The sequence below is a fragment of the Caulobacter sp. GW456-12-1-14-TSB4 genome, assembly GCF_059424195.1.
Map to the genome: position 1 here is coordinate 125,478 of NZ_JBWKZF010000014.1, position 16,655 is coordinate 142,132.

General features: G+C 68.5%; 11 protein-coding genes. 2 read left to right on the forward strand and 9 right to left on the reverse strand.

The annotated features are described in order from the left end of the window. Nucleotide 1: 1 nt before the first annotated feature. Both AC07YH_RS14965 and AC07YH_RS14970 read right to left on the reverse strand, forming a co-directional pair. Nucleotides 2-5,836 (reverse strand): hybrid sensor histidine kinase/response regulator, encoded by a 5,835-nt coding sequence (locus AC07YH_RS14965; RefSeq protein ID WP_494747764.1) that lies wholly within the window; start codon nucleotides 5,834-5,836, stop codon nucleotides 2-4. A gap of 133 nt (nucleotides 5,837-5,969) precedes the next feature. Beyond that, nucleotides 5,970-9,026, reverse strand: a complete 3,057-nt coding sequence (locus AC07YH_RS14970; protein ID WP_494747765.1) for a sensor histidine kinase — start codon at nucleotides 9,024-9,026, stop codon at nucleotides 5,970-5,972. A gap of 178 nt (nucleotides 9,027-9,204) precedes the next feature. Here AC07YH_RS14970 and dps point away from each other — a divergent pair, with 178 nt between their 5' ends. Together dps and AC07YH_RS14980 are read left to right on the forward strand one after the other, a co-directional pair. Further along, nucleotides 9,205-9,678, forward strand: coding sequence for a DNA starvation/stationary phase protection protein Dps (gene dps / locus AC07YH_RS14975; protein WP_494747766.1), 474 nt, complete (start codon nucleotides 9,205-9,207; stop codon nucleotides 9,676-9,678). Nucleotides 9,679-9,922: 244 nt separating this feature from the next. Further along, the gene (locus tag AC07YH_RS14980) at nucleotides 9,923-10,564 is read left to right on the forward strand and encodes a response regulator (RefSeq protein ID WP_494747767.1); all 642 of its coding nucleotides are present in this window, start codon (nucleotides 9,923-9,925) and stop codon (nucleotides 10,562-10,564) included. Here the strand turns inward: AC07YH_RS14980 and AC07YH_RS14985 are convergent, their stop codons facing one another. The 7 genes from AC07YH_RS14985 to AC07YH_RS15015 all read right to left on the reverse strand — a co-directional run. Then, on the reverse strand, nucleotides 10,565-11,107 hold the full coding sequence (locus tag AC07YH_RS14985; RefSeq protein ID WP_494747768.1) for a helix-turn-helix domain-containing protein: 543 nt from the start codon (nucleotides 11,105-11,107) through the stop codon (nucleotides 10,565-10,567). Nucleotides 11,108-11,250: 143 nt separating this feature from the next. Beyond that, on the reverse strand, nucleotides 11,251-12,615 hold the full coding sequence (locus AC07YH_RS14990) for an alginate export family protein (RefSeq protein ID WP_494747769.1): 1,365 nt from the start codon (nucleotides 12,613-12,615) through the stop codon (nucleotides 11,251-11,253). Further along, the gene (locus tag AC07YH_RS14995) at nucleotides 12,612-13,316 is read right to left on the reverse strand and encodes a YoaK family protein (protein ID WP_494747770.1); all 705 of its coding nucleotides are present in this window, start codon (nucleotides 13,314-13,316) and stop codon (nucleotides 12,612-12,614) included. Before AC07YH_RS14995 ends, AC07YH_RS14990 begins: the two co-directional genes overlap by 4 nt. Beyond that, entirely contained in the window at nucleotides 13,313-13,729 is a 417-nt protein-coding gene (locus tag AC07YH_RS15000; RefSeq protein ID WP_494747771.1) for a DoxX family protein, read from the reverse strand. The genes AC07YH_RS14995 and AC07YH_RS15000 overlap by 4 nt, the downstream gene beginning before the upstream one ends. A 2-nt stretch (nucleotides 13,730-13,731) precedes the next feature. After that, nucleotides 13,732-15,663, reverse strand: a complete 1,932-nt coding sequence (locus AC07YH_RS15005; protein ID WP_494747772.1) for an amidohydrolase — start codon at nucleotides 15,661-15,663, stop codon at nucleotides 13,732-13,734. After that, nucleotides 15,660-15,920 carry a DUF1427 family protein gene (locus tag AC07YH_RS15010; protein WP_494621277.1) on the reverse strand — a complete coding sequence of 87 codons (261 nt, stop codon included), beginning with the start codon at nucleotides 15,918-15,920 and terminating at the stop codon, nucleotides 15,660-15,662. The genes AC07YH_RS15005 and AC07YH_RS15010 overlap by 4 nt, the downstream gene beginning before the upstream one ends. Before the next feature lie 63 nt (nucleotides 15,921-15,983). After that, the coding region (locus AC07YH_RS15015; RefSeq protein ID WP_494747773.1) for a hydrolase at nucleotides 15,984-16,655 on the reverse strand (672 nt) is incomplete at its 5' end.

Consider the following 16,655-nt stretch of genomic DNA (forward strand, 5'->3'; position numbering starts at 1 on the left):
CTCAGTGGGCCACGCTGGACAGGCTTACAATGTTGTCGCCGGCCAGCTTGCGGGCGTCGGCGCGCTGCACCGCCACGCGCAGGACCGAGATCAGCTGGTCCAGGTCGACGGGCTTGGACACATAGTCCGAGGCGCCGGCCTGGATGCACTTCTGCCGGTCGCCCTTCATCGCCTTGGCCGTCACCGCCACCACCGGCAGGTTGGCGAAGCGCGAGCGGGCGCGGATTTCGCGCATGGTCTCGTAGCCGTCCATGTCGGGCATCATGATGTCGACAAGGACCATGTCGACCTCGGGCAGGCTGTCCAGCAGCTCCAGGCCCGCGCGACCGCTCTCGGCGTAGCGCAGGGCGATGCCGTATTCCTCCAGCGCGCTGGCCAGGGAGAAGATGTTGCGGATGTCGTCGTCGATGACGACGGCGGTCCGGCCGGTCAGCACCGCGTCGGCGTGGCGGGTGCGGGTCAGCATGGCGCGGGCGCTGTCGGGCAGGCGCTCGACCCGGTCGTGCTGGATCAGGGCGACGTGGTCGATCAACTGCTCGCCGTTGCGGGCCAGGCGCGCCGCGCCGGTGAACACGGCCAGGCGCAGGCGGCGCTCCTCCTCGGCGTCGAGTTCGCCCGGCGCGTAGAGCACGGTCGAGCCGGACACCGCGCCGCGCTGGCGCAGCAGGTCCAGCGTCGGGCCGACCCGGCCGCTGGCGATCGCCACCACCAGGCAGCCCTGTTCGCCGTCGAAGGCCTCGGGCGGCAGGGCGTCGAGCTTGGCTTCCGTCCGCGCGCCGCCGAAGGCCGAGGCCAGCAGAGCGGCCGTCTCCTGGTCACCGCCAACCAGGACCGGCGAGCGATCCTCGTGGCTGGCCAGGCGACGCACGCGGTCGAGGGTCGAGACCACCGCCTCCTGCTCGACCGGCTTGCTGGTGAAGCCCAGGGCGCCCATCGACAGGGACAGGCCGCCGCGATCGTCGGCCGAGATCACCTGCACCGGGATGTGCCGAGTCTCGGGCGTGCGCTTCAGGAGGTCCAGCAGGGCCAGACCGTCCATGTCGGGCAAGCCGACGTCCAGCAGGATGGCCTCGGGCGCGAAGCGGCGGGCCAGGGACGGGACGCTGGCGCCTTCGCTGGTCACCACGCCCTTGAAGCCGGCGTCGCGGGCCAGGGCCAGCAGGATGGAGGCGAAGCGCGGGTCGTCCTCGACGATCAGCACCGCCGAGTCGGCGGGCGTGATCGTGTCGCGATCGTCGATCACGCTCTCGACCGGCTCATAGGCCGGCGCGTCGGCGGTGGAGAAGGTGAAGGTCGAGGACTGCGCGGACGGCATGCGCGGCGCAGGCATCGGCGCCGGCTGGGCCGTCGGGCTGAAGTTCAGCGGCAAATAGAGGGTGAAGGTCGAGCCCTCGCCCGGGGTCGAGACGACCTTCAGCTCGCCGCCCAGCAGGCGGGTGATCTCGCGGCTGATGGAGAGGCCCAGGCCCGTGCCGCCGTACTTGCGGCTGGTGGTGCCGTCGGCCTGCTGGAAGGCCTCGAAGATGATCCGCTGCTTGTCCTCGGGGATGCCGATGCCGGTGTCGGCCACCGCGAAGGCCAGCACCTGGCCGGCCTTGTTCAGGTGGTCGTTGCCCAGCGCCCAACCGGACTCGGCGCGGCTGACGGACAGCTTCACCGAGCCGGCCTGGGTGAACTTGAAGGCGTTGCTGAGCAGGTTCTTGATCACCTGCTGCAGGCGCTTGTCGTCGGTGTACATGGCCGGCGGCAGGGCCGGATCGAGGTCGATCGCGAAGTCCAGCTTCTTGTCCTGCGCCAGCTGGGCGAAGGTGCGGCGGGTCTGGTCGCTGAGCGAGGCGAACGGCATCTGGCCGATGTCCAGCGTGACCGTGCCGCTCTCGATCTTCGACAGGTCGAGGATGTCGTTGATCAGGCCCAGGAGGTCGGCGCCGGCCGAGTGGATGTTCTTGGAGAACTCCACCTGCTTGTCGCTCAGATTGCCTTGCGCGTTCTCGCTGAGCATCTTCGACAGGATCAGCAGGCTGTTCAGCGGCGTGCGCAGCTCGTGGCTCATATTGGCCAGGAACTCGGACTTGTACTTGGAGGTCAGGGCCAGCTGTTCGGCCTTCTCCTCCAGCGCAGCCTTGGCCTGCTCGACCTCGGCGTTCTTGGCTTCCACCTGCTTGTTCTGGGCCGACAGGAGGACGGCCTTGTCCTCCAGCTCGGCGTTGGTGGTCTGCAGCTCGTCCTGCTTGGAGCGCAGCAGTTCCTCGGACTGGCGGAGGCTGGCGGCCTGCAGTTCCAGGCGGTCGTTGGTCTTCTTCAGCTCTTCCTGCTGGGCCTGCAGTTCCGAGGTCAGCAGCTGCGATTGCTCCAGCAGGCCCTCGGTCCGCATATTGGCGGCGATGGTCGACAGCACGATGCCGATCGACTCCATCAGCTGGTCCAGGAACGCCTGCTGGGTCTCGTTGAACGCGCCGAAGCTGGCCAGTTCGATCACCGCCTTCAGCTCGCCTTCGAACAGGGCCGGCAGGACGATGATGCTGCGCGGGGCGCTTTCGCCCAGGCCCGAGCTGACCTTGACGTAGTCCTTGGGGACGTTGGTCAGCAGGATGCGTTCCTTCTCCGCCGCGCACTGGCCAATCAGGCCTTCGCGCAGATAGAGCTGCGCCGCCGGGGGTTTGCGCCGGTTGCCGGCATAGCTGGCCGCCAGGTTCAGCACCGCCTCGCCGGCCTCGTTGGTGTCGGAGACGTAGAACACGCCGTGCTGGGCGTTGATCAGCGGGGCCAGCTCGGACAGCACCAGGTTCGACACGGTCGACAGGTCGCGCTCGCCCTGCAGCATGCGGCTGAAGCGGGCCAGATTGGTCTTCAGCCAGTCCTGCTCGGTGTTCTTGAGGGTCTGATCCTTCAGATTGCGGATCATCTCGTTGATATTGTCCTTGAGCGCGGCCACTTCGCCCGAGGCTTCCACGGTGATCGACCGGGTCAGGTCGCCCTTGGTCACGGCGGTCGACACCTCGGCGATGGCGCGGACCTGGGTGGTCAGGTTGGCGGCCAGCTCGTTGACGTTGTCGGTCAGGTCGCGCCACAGGCCGGCGGCGCCGGGCACCCGGGCCTGGCCGCCCAGCTTGCCTTCCGAACCCACTTCGCGGGCGACGTTGGTCACCTGGTCGGCGAAGGTGGCCAGGGTCTCGATCATGCCGTTGATGGTGTCGGCCAGCGAGGCGATCTCGCCCTTGGCGTCCAGGGTCAGCTTGCGCTTGAGGTTGCCCTGGGCGACGGCGGTGACGACGTCGGCGATGTTGCGGACCTGGCCGGTCAGGTTGGCGGCCATCATGTTGACGTTGTCGGTCAGGTCCTTCCAGGTGCCGGCGACACCGGGCACGGCGGCCTGGCCGCCCAGCTTGCCCTCGGTGCCGACTTCGCGGGCCACGCGGGTCACTTCCGAGGCAAAGCCGTTCAGCTGATCGACCATGACGTTGATGGTGTTCTTCAGCTCCAGGATCTCGCCCTTCACGTCGACGGTGATCTTCTTGGAGAGGTCGCCGTTGGCCACGGCGGTGGTGACGTCGGCGATGTTGCGGACCTGGCCGGTCAGGTTGGCGGCCATGAAGTTGACGTTGTCGGTGAGGTCCTTCCAGGTCCCGGCCACGCCCTTCACCTGGGCCTGGCCGCCCAGCTTGCCCTCGGTGCCGACTTCGCGGGCCACGCGGGTCACTTCGGAGCTGAACGAGTTCAGCTGATCGACCATGGTGTTGATGGTGTTCTTGAGTTCGAGGATTTCACCGCGCACGTCGACGGTGATCTTCTTCGACAAGTCGCCCATGGCGACGGCGGTGGTCACCTCGGCGATGTTCCGCACCTGACCGGTCAGGTTGCCGGCCATCAGGTTGACGTTGTCGGTCAGCTCCTTCCAAGTGCCGCCGACGCCCTTGACCTGGGCCTGACCGCCGAGCTTGCCTTCCGTGCCGACTTCACGCGCCACGCGGGTGACTTCCGAGGCGAAGGCGTTGAGCTGATCCACCATGGTGTTGATGGTGTTCTTCAGCTCCAGGATCTCGCCCTTCACGTCGACGGTGATCTTCTTGGAAAGGTCGCCATTGGCGACGGCGGTGGTGACGTCGGCGATGTTGCGGACCTGACCCGTCAGGTTGGCGGCCATGAAGTTGACGTTGTCGGTGAGGTCCTTCCAGGTGCCGGCCACGCCCTTCACCTGGGCCTGACCGCCGAGCTTGCCTTCCGTACCCACTTCGCGGGCCACGCGGGTCACTTCCGAGCTGAACGAGTTCAGCTGATCGACCATGGTGTTGATGGTGTTCTTGAGTTCGAGAATCTCGCCGCGCACGTCGACGGTGATCTTCTTGGAGAGGTCGCCCATGGCGACGGCCGTCGTGACTTCGGCGATGTTGCGCACCTGGCCGGTCAGGTTGGCGGCCATGAAGTTGACGTTGTCGGTGAGGTCCTTCCAGGCGCCGGTCACGCCTTCGACGCGCGCCTGGCCGCCCAGCTTGCCTTCGGTGCCGACTTCACGCGCCACGCGGGTCACTTCCGAGGCGAAGCCGTTCAGCTGATCGACCATGACGTTGATGGTCGATTTCAGCTCCAAGATCTCGCCCTTCACGTCGACGGTGATCTTCTTGGAGAGATCGCCCATGGCGACGGCGGTCGTCACCTCGGCGATGTTGCGGACCTGACCGGTCAGGTTGCCGGCCATCAGGTTGACGTTGTCGGTCAGCTCCTTCCACGTGCCGCCGACGCCTTCCACGCGCGCCTGGCCGCCCAGCTTGCCTTCGGTGCCGACCTCGCGGGCCACGCGGGTGACTTCGGAGGCGAAGGCGTTGAGCTGGTCCACCATGACGTTGATGGTGTCCTTCAGCTCCAGGATTTCACCGCGCACATCGACGGTGATCTTCTTGGAGAGGTCGCCGCGGGCCACGGCGGTAGTCACTTCGGCGATGTTGCGGACCTGGCCGGTCAGGTTGCCGGCCATCAGGTTCACATTGTCGGTCAGCTCCTTCCAGGTGCCGGCCACGCCCTTGACGTTGGCCTGGCCGCCCAGCTTGCCCTCGGTGCCGACTTCGCGCGCCACGCGGGTCACTTCCGAGGCGAAGCTGTTGAGCTGGTCCACCATGGTGTTGATGGTGTTCTTCAGCTCCAGCACCTCGCCCTTCACGTCGACGGTGATCTTGCGGCTGAGGTCGCCATTGGCGACGGCGGTGGTGACTTCGGCGATGTTGCGGACCTGGCCGGTCAGGTTGCCGGCCATCAGGTTGACGTTGTCGGTCAGGTCCTTCCAGGCGCCGGTGACGCCCTTGACCTGGGCCTGGCCGCCCAGCTTGCCTTCGGTGCCGACTTCCCGGGCCACGCGGGTCACTTCCGAGGCGAACGAGCCCAGCTGCCCGACCATGGTGTTGACGACCTTGCCAGTGCGCAGGAACTCGCCGCGCAGGGGACGGTCCTCGTTCTCCAGATCCATGGTCTGGGACAGGTCGCCATTGGCCACGGCGCCGATCACCCGGGCCATTTCGGCGGTCGGATGGACCATGTCGGTGATCAGGCTGTTGACGGCCTCGACGCTGTCGGCCCAGGCGCCGACCGCGCCCGGCAGCTGGGCGCGCTGGTTGATCTTGCCCTGGCGGCCGACCACGTCGCGCAGCCGTTCGAACTCTTTGGAGAGTCGGTCGTTCATCTCGACGGCGTCGTTGAAGGCCTCGGCCAGCTCGCCGTCCAGGCCGCTGAGGTCGCCGGGCAGGCGGACCGAGAAGTCGCCTCGCCGGAAGGCGCGAAACGCCGCCAACAGCTGATGCCCGTCGAGCTCGGGCTTGTCCGTGGCCCGTTCCAGAACGCCTTGCATGCTCGTCACCCCAACTCAGCGCCACTCGTGTGGATCGAGGGTGACCGGAACCGGACGCGGCCGGAGCAGGGTGCTCGACAGCCTCGTCCGGGGCGCACCCATCCCCGAACTCCTTTTGGAACGCTGCTGTTTGCTACCGGTTCCCCAAAACCGGTAGGGCGTGGAATCTGGCCATGAGTTCGCTCAACCACTGGCGTTCGCCATAGGCCTGGCGCGGCGGGATGGTCAGTTCGATCCACGTGCCGCCACTGCTCTCGACCCGCAGGTCGCCGCCCAGGCGCTGGGCCCGCTCGCGCATGCCGACGACGCCGTAGTGGCCCGCCTGCTCGGCGCGGGCCAGGCGCCCCTCGGGGATGCCGACGCCGTCATCCTGCACCACCAGCCGGAAGGCGGACGGCTCGAAGGCGATCTCCACCTTCACCAGGCTGCCGCCGGAGTGGCGCACGGCGTTGCGGATGGCTTCGGAGCCGATCTGCGTGACCTCGTCCAGCACCGAGGGCGTCAGCTGGCGGGTCTCGCCTAGGGTCGTCAGTTGCAGCTCCGGCTTGGCGGTCGCGCCGGTGAAGTCGGCGGCGACGCTCAGACGCTGCGCCAGGTCCTCGCTGGAGCGGGCGGTGCGCAGGTCCATGATCCGCTCGCGGCTCTCGATCACCACCTGCTCGGCGCGGTCGACGGCCTCGGCGACCTGCCCGCGCGAGGCCTCGTCGGGCAAGGTCCTGGTCAGGTTGTGCACCTTCAGCACCAGGGCCTGGACGGTCTGCAGCAGGGTGTCGTGCAGCTCGCGGGCGATGCGCTCGCGCTCGGCCATCCGGTCCTCGTACTGCTGGGTGATCCGGCGGGCGGTGAGGCGGTGGCGCAGGTAGAAGGCCCCGCCGCCCAGCAGCAGGACGCCCAGGCCGATCAGCACCAGGAAGGTCCGCGACTGGAAGAAGGTCGGTGGGATGACGAAATCCAAGGTCGCGCCGTCGCGATTCCAGACCCCGTCGTTGTTGGCCGCGATGACCGAGAACCGGTACTGGCCCGGCGGCAGGCGCGTGTAGAAGGCTTGGTGCCGAGCGCCCGGATCGACCCAGTCGCCATCGACGCCCCACAGGCGATAGCGCACGCGGACGCGATCGGGCACGACCAAGCTGGGGGCGGCGAAGTCGATGCGCAGGTCGCGGATGTCGCTGGTCAGCCGCATGTCCTGCCGCGCGGGCAGAGGGACGTTGTTCGCCGTCACGCTGGTGATGCTGACCGTCGGCGGCACCGGATTGTGCGACAGGGCGCCGGGGTCGATCCAGGCGACGGCCCGGTTGGTCAGCAGCCAGACGCGGTGGTCGCCATCGGCCACGACCGTGCGGTGGCAGCAGTGCTGCTGCGGTGCGCCGGGTAGGCCGTCGCGGTAGTCGAACCGCTTCAGCTCGACCGGCATGGCGGGGTTGGCGAAGGCCTTGTCCAGCGCCTCGGCCGTGATCCGAGACACGCCCCGGATCGTGCCCAGCCAGACCCCGCCCAGGCCGTCGGGCGCCAGGCCCGAGACCAGGCTCAGCGCCGGATGGCGGTCGACGGTCAGGGACTGGAAGCGGTCGCCCGCCAGCCGCGCCACGCCGCGCTCGCCGCCGGCCAGGACGAGGCCCCGGCGGTCGGTGACGATGGTCTTCAACTCGCCGATCGTCAGGCCGTCGCCTGGCGTGAACCGTCGCACGCCGCCGCCGCCGATCGCATAGAGGTCGAAGCCGGGGTCGGCGGCCCAGATCGTCCCATTGGCGCTGGCCGCCAGGATGCGTGGATAGAAGCTCTTGGGCAGCTGGGCGGTGACCGGCCGCCAGCCTTGGCCGTCGTGGCGAAAGAGGCCCGCGCCGCTGAACGACGCCCACAGGCCGCCAACGCTGTCCTGGGCGCAGGCCAGGACGATGCGCCCCTTGGCGCCGACGGGCGGGGCGATCGGCGCGAGGCTTGGCCCGTTGACCCGCCACAGACCCTTGTCGGCGGCCATCCAGACCGTGCCGTCCTTGCCGGCGCACAGCTCGTTGGGATGGCCGAGGCCTTGGTGCAGCACGCGCGGCCGGCCCGCGCCGTCGAAGCGATAGAGCGTATCGGCGTCGGTCAGATAGAGCCGGCCCTGTGGTGTCACCACCGCCCGATAGCCCTCGCGCGTGCTGGACGGGATCGAGCGTTCGGTGACGATGTCGGCGGCGCTGAAGCGGTCCAGGCCCAGCAGGCTGCCGACCCAGACATTGCGCTCGCGATCCAGGAACAGGGCGGCGGCCAAATCGGCGGTCAGGCCCTGGGCCGCGCCATAGGTCTGATCGACATCGGCCTTGGACAGCACGCGCCCGGTCGGGACGCGGCTGGGGGCCAGGATACGGTAGAGGCCCTTGTCGTCCTCATAGGCGCCCCACAGCACGCCGGCGCTGTCGAACATCACCCGGCGCGAGACCAGCAGGTCCGGCTTGGCCGGGGCCTTGCGGACCGGCGTGACGGGATCGAACAGGTGGGCGGGGTCCAGGGGGCGCAGGCCCAGGGCCTGGTCGGCGAACCACAGGCGTCCGTCGGGCGCCTGAGCCAGGGCCCATGAGCCTTCCACGGCCTCGTTGCTCTTGCGGACCTGCAGCGAGACCGGATCGATGCGGAGGAGGGCGTACTGCGCCGCGACCCAGACCGCGCCGTCGCGGGCCACCAGCATGTTGAACGCCCGTCCATAGGCCGGGTCCCAGGCGATCGGCGTCCAGCGGCCGTTACGATAGACCGTCACTCCGCCGAAGGCGGCGATCCAGACCGCGCCGTCGCGGGTCTCGACGAACTGCTTGAGCGTGCCGCTGGGCGGGCCGTCGACATGGTTGGTGATCTTGCCGTTGCGGATCACCGAGACGCCGCCCGAGTGGTAGCCGACCCAGACCTCGCCCGCGCGGGTGACCATCATGGCCATGATGATCTCGCTGGGCAGGGTGGTCGTCCCGTCCGAGCGGAACTGGCTGAAGCGCACGCCGTCGAAGCGGTAGAGGCCCGCGCCGGTGCCCAGCCACAGCTCGCCCTGCGGCGCCTGGCCGATCGACCAGATGTTCGGCGGCGCGCCGGTGTCCTGCCGCCAGGCTGTGTGCAGAAGCCGCGGGATCTGCTGCTGGGGCTCTTCCGCCCAGGCCAGGCTTCCGCAGACCAGGACCAGGACCAGAGGCAGAGCGCGCAGGAGGACCCGTCCCCAGGGCATAGTCGGCAGCTCTCGGTCCTGAAGATGTGGCGCGGTCGGCATTGTTAGCTTGGCCGCAAAGAAGCGTCGAGCGCGGACGCTTTTGATCATATCTCTCGCCGTCAGGATGCGTCCGTACAAGGCGCCGTTCGGATTCTGGGATTGGCTAGGGCTCCAGTCTCTCACGAACGGATCGCTCATGTATTCCAGCCGCATCGACCTCTCCGACCACGTCCGCAAACAATCGGTCGCCCTGCTTCAGGCGCGGCTGTCGGATTGCCTGGACCTGGAGACCCAGCTGAAGCAGGCGCACTGGACGGTGCGCGGGCTCAACTTCTACCAGCTGCACCAGCTGTTCGACGCCCTGCATGGCGAGGTCGAGGAGTTCACCGACATCATCGCCGAGCGCATCGCCTCGATCGGCGGCATTCCGGACGGCCGGGCCAAGACCACGGCGGCCAACTCGTCACTCTACGAGTATTCGCTGGAGACCCATGGCGGCGAAAGCCACCTGAAGGCCGTGGCCGCCGTCCTGGCCCAGTTCGGCAAGGCCCTGCGCGCCGACATCGACGCCGCCGCCGAGCTGGGCGACGCCGACACCTCGGACGTCTTCACCGAGGTGTCGCGGGCAATCGACAAGCAGCTGTGGTTCGTCGAAGCGCACCTGGCCTGACCGCCTGAGCGAATCGATTTCACCGTTTCGCCCCCGGACATCGACATGTCCGGGGGTGTTGGCGCGTCTGCCTCAAACGCAAAAATGGCTTGCGGGTAAGCGCTGTCGGCGATCTCTGGGGACAGAGTGATCGTGGCGTTCAAAAGCGTAGCCAAACCCGTTCCGGTTACGGCTATGTTTCGCTTACAACTGTCCTGACCTGTCCGCGTACTGATCAGGCCAGATCCCGCAACCGTTGAACCCGATGAACGCCATGACGCCCGAGGGCCGCAAGACGCGTGTGCTCATCGTCGATGACCATCCGCTGATGCGGGAGGGCATCGCCAACGCGCTGCTGGCCGAGCCCGACTTCGAACTGGCCGGCGAGGCGTCGGACGGCGCCGAGGCCATCGAGAAGTCGCGAACGCTGAAGCCCGACGTCATCCTGATCGACCTGCAGATGCCGCGCCTGGGCGGGCTGGAAGCCATTCCGGTGATCCTGGGCGAGGCGCCGGATTCGAAGATCGCGGTGCTGACCACCTATGGCGGCGACGCCTATGCCGAGCGCGCCCTGCGGCTGGGGGCCCTGGGCTTCCTGCTGAAGAGCTCCCTGCACCGCGAGCTGGTCGAGGCGATCCGCACGGTCAGCGCCGGTCGCCGCTATGTCTCGCCGTGCGTGGCCGAGCAGATCCTGTCGCACATGAACGAGGACAAGCTCAGCGACCGCGAGCTGGCCGTGCTGCGCCTGATCTCGCGCGGCGAGCCCAATAAGGGCGTCGCGCGGCGGCTGTCGATCTCGGATCAGACGGTCAAGGTTCACGTGAAGAGCATCTTCGGCAAGCTGGGGGTCAGCGATCGCACCCACGCCGTCACCGTCGCGGTGCGGCGCGGGATCATCGACATCTGACTAGGCAGCCACTGGCGGCGTCCAGGCGTCGCAGCGGGCGGCGCGGCGCCAGGCGTTCGGCGGCGAGCCCACCGCGCGCTTGAACAGGCGCGTCAGGTGCGACTGGTCGGCCAGCCCGCAGTCCAGGGCGATCTCGGCGATCGAGGCGTCGGTGGTCAGCAGCATCTGCTTGGCCAGGGTGATGCGCTGCTGGATCACATAGTGCGAGAAGGTCGTGCCGAACGTGGCCTTGAAGGCGCGCGAGAAGTAGTTCGGGCTCAGCGACACCAGGCTAGCCACCGCGTCGATGCGGATGGGGTGCGAGAGATGCTGCTCGACGAAGGCCTCGATCCGCCGCGCCTGCCACGCGGCCAGGGCGCCTTGGACCAGAGGGGCGGGATGGGTCGAGCGGTCGGCCAGGGTGAAGGCCTGCTCCACCAGCCGGCGGGAAGCGATCCGATCGCCTTCGAACAGGCGCAGGGCCTTGTCCAAAAGCTCGGAGATCATGCCGTTGTCGCCGACGGCGAACGGTTCGATGTCTGCTGTTCCGATCGCGTTGAGCATCGCGTTCCCCCAAGGCTTGGCCCGTGACGCGTGCCTGCGCCTGACCGTTGGGAGACCATGGTCGATGAACGTGTTTGGCGTCAGCCGCCAACGGGTGACATTTCACTAACCCAAAAGGGGTATCGCCCCGTCGCGTAGTCGTCTCAGAAGCGAAACTGGACGATGGCCATGCCGAAATCGACGTCGTGTCCACCGGCCGCCTTCACCGCCGCGCCGGCGTCGGTGTGCACCGCCTCCAGCGTGACCTTGACGTTGCGGTTGACCTGCCAGGCGACGTCGGCCTGCCAGTCCTGGCTGACGCCCTTGGCGGTCGAGGCGCCGCCGCCGGCCAGCACCGCGTAGGGCTGCATGTAGATGGCGTCGCGGCCGGTCTGGCGACGTCGGTCGGTGTGGCTCACCTCGACCGAGACGGTCTTGGTCGGGGCCGCGCCCAGGGCGACCCGCCAGGCGGAGAGGTTGCTCCAGCTGATCAGCGCCGCCTCGCTATAGTAAGCGCCCTTGGGGAACAGCGGGTTGAAGGTCTCCAGCTTGCCGTCCGTCGGATCGCTGTCGCCGGAGCCGATGTCGCGGCGCACCGACAGTCGTGGCTTCCATGGCGCGGCGAAGGTGTAGCCCGCCCCGGCGCTGCCGCCCCAGGCGCGGATGTCCTGGCCGGCGAAGTGGCCCCGCTGGACCATGCCTTCGACCTCGTAGTCGATCGCCCCGGCCTTGCCGGCCAGTCGCGCGCCCAGGCCGCGCCGACGCTCATCGCCGGTGACTGTCCCGAAGCGGACCCGGTCGCGATCGAGGTTCAGGCTGTAGACATCCAGGCTGGCGGCCTTGCTGAGCGGCGCGGTGGCGTAGACGCCCCAGAAGGCCTGGCCCGCCGTGTGGCTGTCGTCGAAGGCCCCGGGCGAGAGGGTGATCGGATGGGTGTAGAACGCATCGACCTTCAGGCCCTGGCCGGCATAGGTCAGTCGCGCGCCGTCGAAGCTCTGGCGGATGTTGGGCCCCTCGCGCACCGCAACGAAGCGCTGGGTGGCGTTGAAGCTCATTTCCTGGCGGCCCAGCCGCAGGCGCCAGGACTTGCTCGGGGTCAGGTCGACGAACAGCACCTGGGCGTCCAGGCCGTCGCGGTCGATGGCGGCCGGCGCCTCGCGCTTGCCGAGGTCGCGGTGCAGGCCGAGTTCCCCGTAGACGCGGACGGTGGAATTCAGGTGCAGGTCGGCGCTGACCAGGCCCCGGACCAGGGCGAAGCTGTCGGCCTCCGCGCCGCCCACGCCGAAGCGCGGGGCGTCCATGGTGTCGAGCCGCACGCGCGCCTCGCCGCCGAAGGTCAGGTAACCATCCTGGCCGACGGGAATGTAGCGCAGCGAGTCCAGACCGGTCAGCGTCGGGGCGGACCTCAGATAGCCATAGTCCTCGTCGGACCGGATCGGCTTGAAGGCGGGCGGCTCGGCGGCTGGTTCGGCGGCTTGGGCGGCGCCGGCGGCGGCCAACAGGGCCGCCGCGAGAACGACACGCCTCATGCCTCCACCGCGCGCGGGGCGCGGGCGTAGAGGCCGCCCAGGATCGCGACGACCACGGCGGCCGGCAGCAGGCTCCAGGGACCGGCCAGGATCACGCCGATCGCGCCGCCGACCGCGCCGACCGCGAAGGCCATGACGGGCGGCCAGGTCTTGACGATCCGCGCGCGCAGAGCCTCGTCCAGGCCGGTCTTGGACGACAGCAGATCGACGAGGTCTATGGCGATCTGGGTGACGTTGCCGGTCATGATCGTTGTCGGAGCCATCTTGCTGAACACTACCCTCGCACCGACGTTCTGCACGGCCATGGCGCAGACGCCCACCAGGCCGGCCAGCATTACCGCCGGCTCGTCGGCGTTCTGGGCCGGAAGGGCCGCGACGGTCAACAGCATGAACACGACCAGCATCACGGCTTGCAGCAGCAGCACCGCCGCCTCATTGGCCTGGCCGCGCGCCCGGCGCTTGCAGATCATGACGTAGGTCGCGGCCGCGGCGATGATGAACACCGGCAGGGACAACAGCTTGGTGGCGATGCCTTGGCCGCCGCCGGCCAGCGAGACGCCCAGCATGACCAGGTTGCCGGTGGCGTGGTTCACGAACAGGCCGAACAGCAGCACGAAGCCGACCACATCGACATAGCCGCCGACCAGGGCCATGCCGACGCCGGTGGCGCCGGCCAGCCAGGTGGGTTGCGGCGCGCTCACGCCCATTTCTCCCGCTCGACCAGGATCGCCGCCAGCATGAATCCGCCGATCAGGCCGATATGCTCCAGGAAGGTGTTCAGCGCGTGGAAGCGCTCCACCGGGTCCGTGACCGTCCAGTAGGGATGGGCGATCAGGGTGGCGAAAGCGGTGAAGACGCCCAGGGCGCCAGCGGCCAGCCAGCCCGCGCGGCCCAGGATCAGGGCGATCGAGCCGCCCAGTTGGACCACAACGGTGGCGGCCACGACCAGCCAGGCCGGCTTGAGGCCGAAATGAGCGGCCTCGGCCAGGGCGCCGTGCAGGTCGGCCAGCTTGGCGATCCCGCTCCACCAGTAGGGCAGGGTCAGGACCGCGCGGGCGAAGACGCCGAAGGCAGACGAGCGCAGCAGCGAGGAGAGGGGGGCGGGGGTCTCCATGATCACACCGCCCAACAGCCGCAGCCCATGGCGCCCCAGAAGGAGCGCGCATCGCTGGTCGGGGCCTCGGCGCCCAAGGCGGCCGCGTGGTTATGGCCGTGGACGTTGCAGCTGCTGGCGCAGCCGCACGCGCTGGCCAGGGCGCGGGCGTGGCCACGCGAACGATCCTGATAGCCGCCGAAGGTCCGCACCGGGGACCAGTCGGGCATCGGCGGGGGGAGGGACGGCGACAGCTTGTCGTACTCGCCCTGGCCGTGGACGACCTTGCCGCCCAGCAGGGTCAGCACGGCCGACAGGTGCGGGATCTCATCCTCGGGCACGGTCATGTAGTCGTCGCTGAGCACGGCCAGGTCGGCCAGCTGGCCGACGGCGATCTGGCCCTTCTTGCCTTCCTCGTTCGAGAACCAGGTGTTGGCGGTGGTCCACAGGCGCAGGGCTTCCTCGCGGTCGACGCGGTTGGCCGGCGGATAGAGGCGTGTGCCGCCCACCGTCTTGCCGGTCACCAGCCAGTTCAGCGAGACCCACGGATTGTAGCTGGCGACCCGCGTGGCGTCGGTGCCGGCGCCGACGGGAATCCCGGCCTTCAGCATCTTGCCGATCGGCGGGGTGGCTTCGGCGGCCTTGGCCCCGTAGCGCTCCATGAAGTACTCGCCCTGGAAGGCCATCCGGTGCTGCACGGCGATGCCGCCTCCCAGGGCCGCGATGCGATCGATATTGCGGTCGCTGATCGTCTCGGCGTGGTCGAAGAACCAGTGCAGGCCGTCGAACGGCATGTCGCGGTTGACCTTCTCGTAGACGTCCAGCGCCCGCGTGATGGTCTCGTCATAGGTGGCGTGCAGCCGCCAGGGCCAACGGTTCTCGACCAGGTGGCGGATCACCGGCTCCAGGTCGCTTTCCATGTTGGCCGGCATCTCGGGGCGTTCGACGCGGAAGTCCTCGAAGTCGGCGGCGCTGTAGACCAGCATCTCGCCCGCGCCGTTGTGGCGGTACTTGTCGTCGCCCTGGCCGGGCTTCACCTGCTTGGACCACGACTGGAAGTCCGACAGCTCGGCCTTCGGCTTCTGGGTGAACAGGTTGTAGCTGATGCGCAGGGTCAACTGGTCGTCGGCGTGCAGCTTCTCGATGATCGCGTAGTCGTCCGGATAGTTCTGGAAGCCGCCGCCGGCGTCGATCACGCCGGTCACGCCCAGGCGGTTCATCTCGCGCATGAAGTGGCGCGTGGAGTTCAGCTGGTAGTCCTCGGGCAGCTTCGGACCCTTCGCCAGGGTGGCATAGAGGATCGTGGCGTTCGGCTGGGCCAGCAGCAGGCCGGTCGGTTCGCCCGAGGCGTCGCGCTGGATTTCGCCGCCCGGTGGATTGGGCGTGTCCTTGGTGTAGCCGACGGCGCGCAGGGCGGCGCGGTTGAGCAACGCGCGGTCGTAGAGGTGGAGGATGAACACCGGCGTTTCGGGGGCTGCGGCATTGATTTCGTCCAGGGTCGGCAGGCGCTTCTCGACGAACTGGTGCTCGGTGAAGCCGCCCACGACGCGCACCCACTGCGGCGGCGGGGTGTTGGCGGCCTGCTTCTTCAGCATGGCCATGGCGTCGGCCAGGGTCGGCACGCCGTCCCAGCGCAGCTCCATGTTGTAGTTCAGCCCGCCGCGGATGATGTGCATGTGGCTGTCGATCAGGCCCGGGATCACCCGGCGGCCCTTCAGGTCGATGATCGTCGGGTTCGGGCCGGCTTGGCTACGGACCTCCCCCTCCTCGCCGACGGCGGCGAACTTGCCGTCGCGGACCAGGGCGGCGTCGGCGCGCGGGTTGCTGCGGTCGAGAGTGGTGAACTTGCCGTTGATCAGCAGCAGGTCGGTCATGCCGGGGCTCCGGGCGAAAGCGGGACTGGAAAAGAGGGAAGCCGCGCCGAGCGCGACCGTCTGGCGGCGATTGAGGGTCATGCCTGGCCCTCCGGCTTCTGCGGATCAATGGCCTGCGGGCCCAGCACCTGGCCGGCGCATTCGGGCGCCTTCAGGTAGGACACAACGGGGGCCTTGGTCAGCAGGCGCTTGGCGATCGGGATCGCCTGCTCGCCCAGCAGCATGCCCATCAGGCCCAGCAGGGCGATGGCCGGCGGGGCGGGCGAGCGGACATTGAGCAGCGAGTAGATCACGCCGACGAGCAGGCCGGCGCCGAGGGACAGCAGGTAAGGTTTCATGACCGACGCTCCGTGAACTGAAGGGGAGGCGAGGTCTTGAACAACCCCGCCTCGAAACGGACGTCAGGCGGCGGTGGCGTGGCCTTCCGAAGCGCCGAACATTGTCTTGGCGTAGGTGATGCCCAGGCCATACGCGCCGCCATAGGTGCGGGCGATGCCGGTGGTCAGCTCATAGGTCTCGCCGCGGGCCCAGTCGCGTTGCAGCTCCAGCAGATATTGCAGCGAAGTCATCGGGCGGGCGCCGGCCTGGACCATGCGGTCCATGGCGCGGTTGTGGGCCTCGGCCGAGACGTCGCCGCAGGCGTCGGCGATCACGTAGACTTCAAAGCCTTGCGCCAGGGCCGACAGGGCCGGGCCGACGATGCAGACGCCGGTCCACAGGCCGGCCAGCACGATGCGCGGCTTGCCGATCTCGTTGACCTTGGCGATGACGTTGGCGTCTTCCCAGGTGTTCATCGAGGTGCGGTCGATGGCCGCCTCGCCGGGGAAGGCGTCCTTGATCTCGTCGAACATCGGGCCCGAGAAGCTCTTCTCGGCGACCGTGGTCAGGATGGTCGAGACGCCGAAGCCGGCCGCGGACCGGGCGACCAGGGCGGTGTTGGTGCGCAGCTCGGTGGCCGAGATCGAGTGGGTCGCGAAAGCCATCTGCGACTGGAAGTCGATCATGATCAGGGTGTGGTCGGTCGGGGTCAGCAGTTGCGGGCCGGCGGTGGGGGTGGCGACGAGGCTCATGGT

Coding starts and splice junctions, on each gene's coding strand:
- AC07YH_RS14965 (WP_494747764.1), bottom strand. CDS start 5,836: ATGCAAGGCGTTCTGGAACGGGCCACGGACAAGCCCGAGCTCGACGGG.
- AC07YH_RS14970 (WP_494747765.1), bottom strand. CDS start 9,026: ATGCCCTGGGGACGGGTCCTCCTGCGCGCTCTGCCTCTGGTCCTGGTC.
- dps (WP_494747766.1), top strand. CDS start 9,205: ATGTATTCCAGCCGCATCGACCTCTCCGACCACGTCCGCAAACAATCG.
- AC07YH_RS14980 (WP_494747767.1), top strand. CDS start 9,923: ATGAACGCCATGACGCCCGAGGGCCGCAAGACGCGTGTGCTCATCGTC.
- AC07YH_RS14985 (WP_494747768.1), bottom strand. CDS start 11,107: ATGCTCAACGCGATCGGAACAGCAGACATCGAACCGTTCGCCGTCGGC.
- AC07YH_RS14990 (WP_494747769.1), bottom strand. CDS start 12,615: ATGAGGCGTGTCGTTCTCGCGGCGGCCCTGTTGGCCGCCGCCGGCGCC.
- AC07YH_RS15000 (WP_494747771.1), bottom strand. CDS start 13,729: ATGGAGACCCCCGCCCCCCTCTCCTCGCTGCTGCGCTCGTCTGCCTTC.
- AC07YH_RS15005 (WP_494747772.1), bottom strand. CDS start 15,663: ATGACCCTCAATCGCCGCCAGACGGTCGCGCTCGGCGCGGCTTCCCTC.
- AC07YH_RS15010 (WP_494621277.1), bottom strand. CDS start 15,920: ATGAAACCTTACCTGCTGTCCCTCGGCGCCGGCCTGCTCGTCGGCGTG.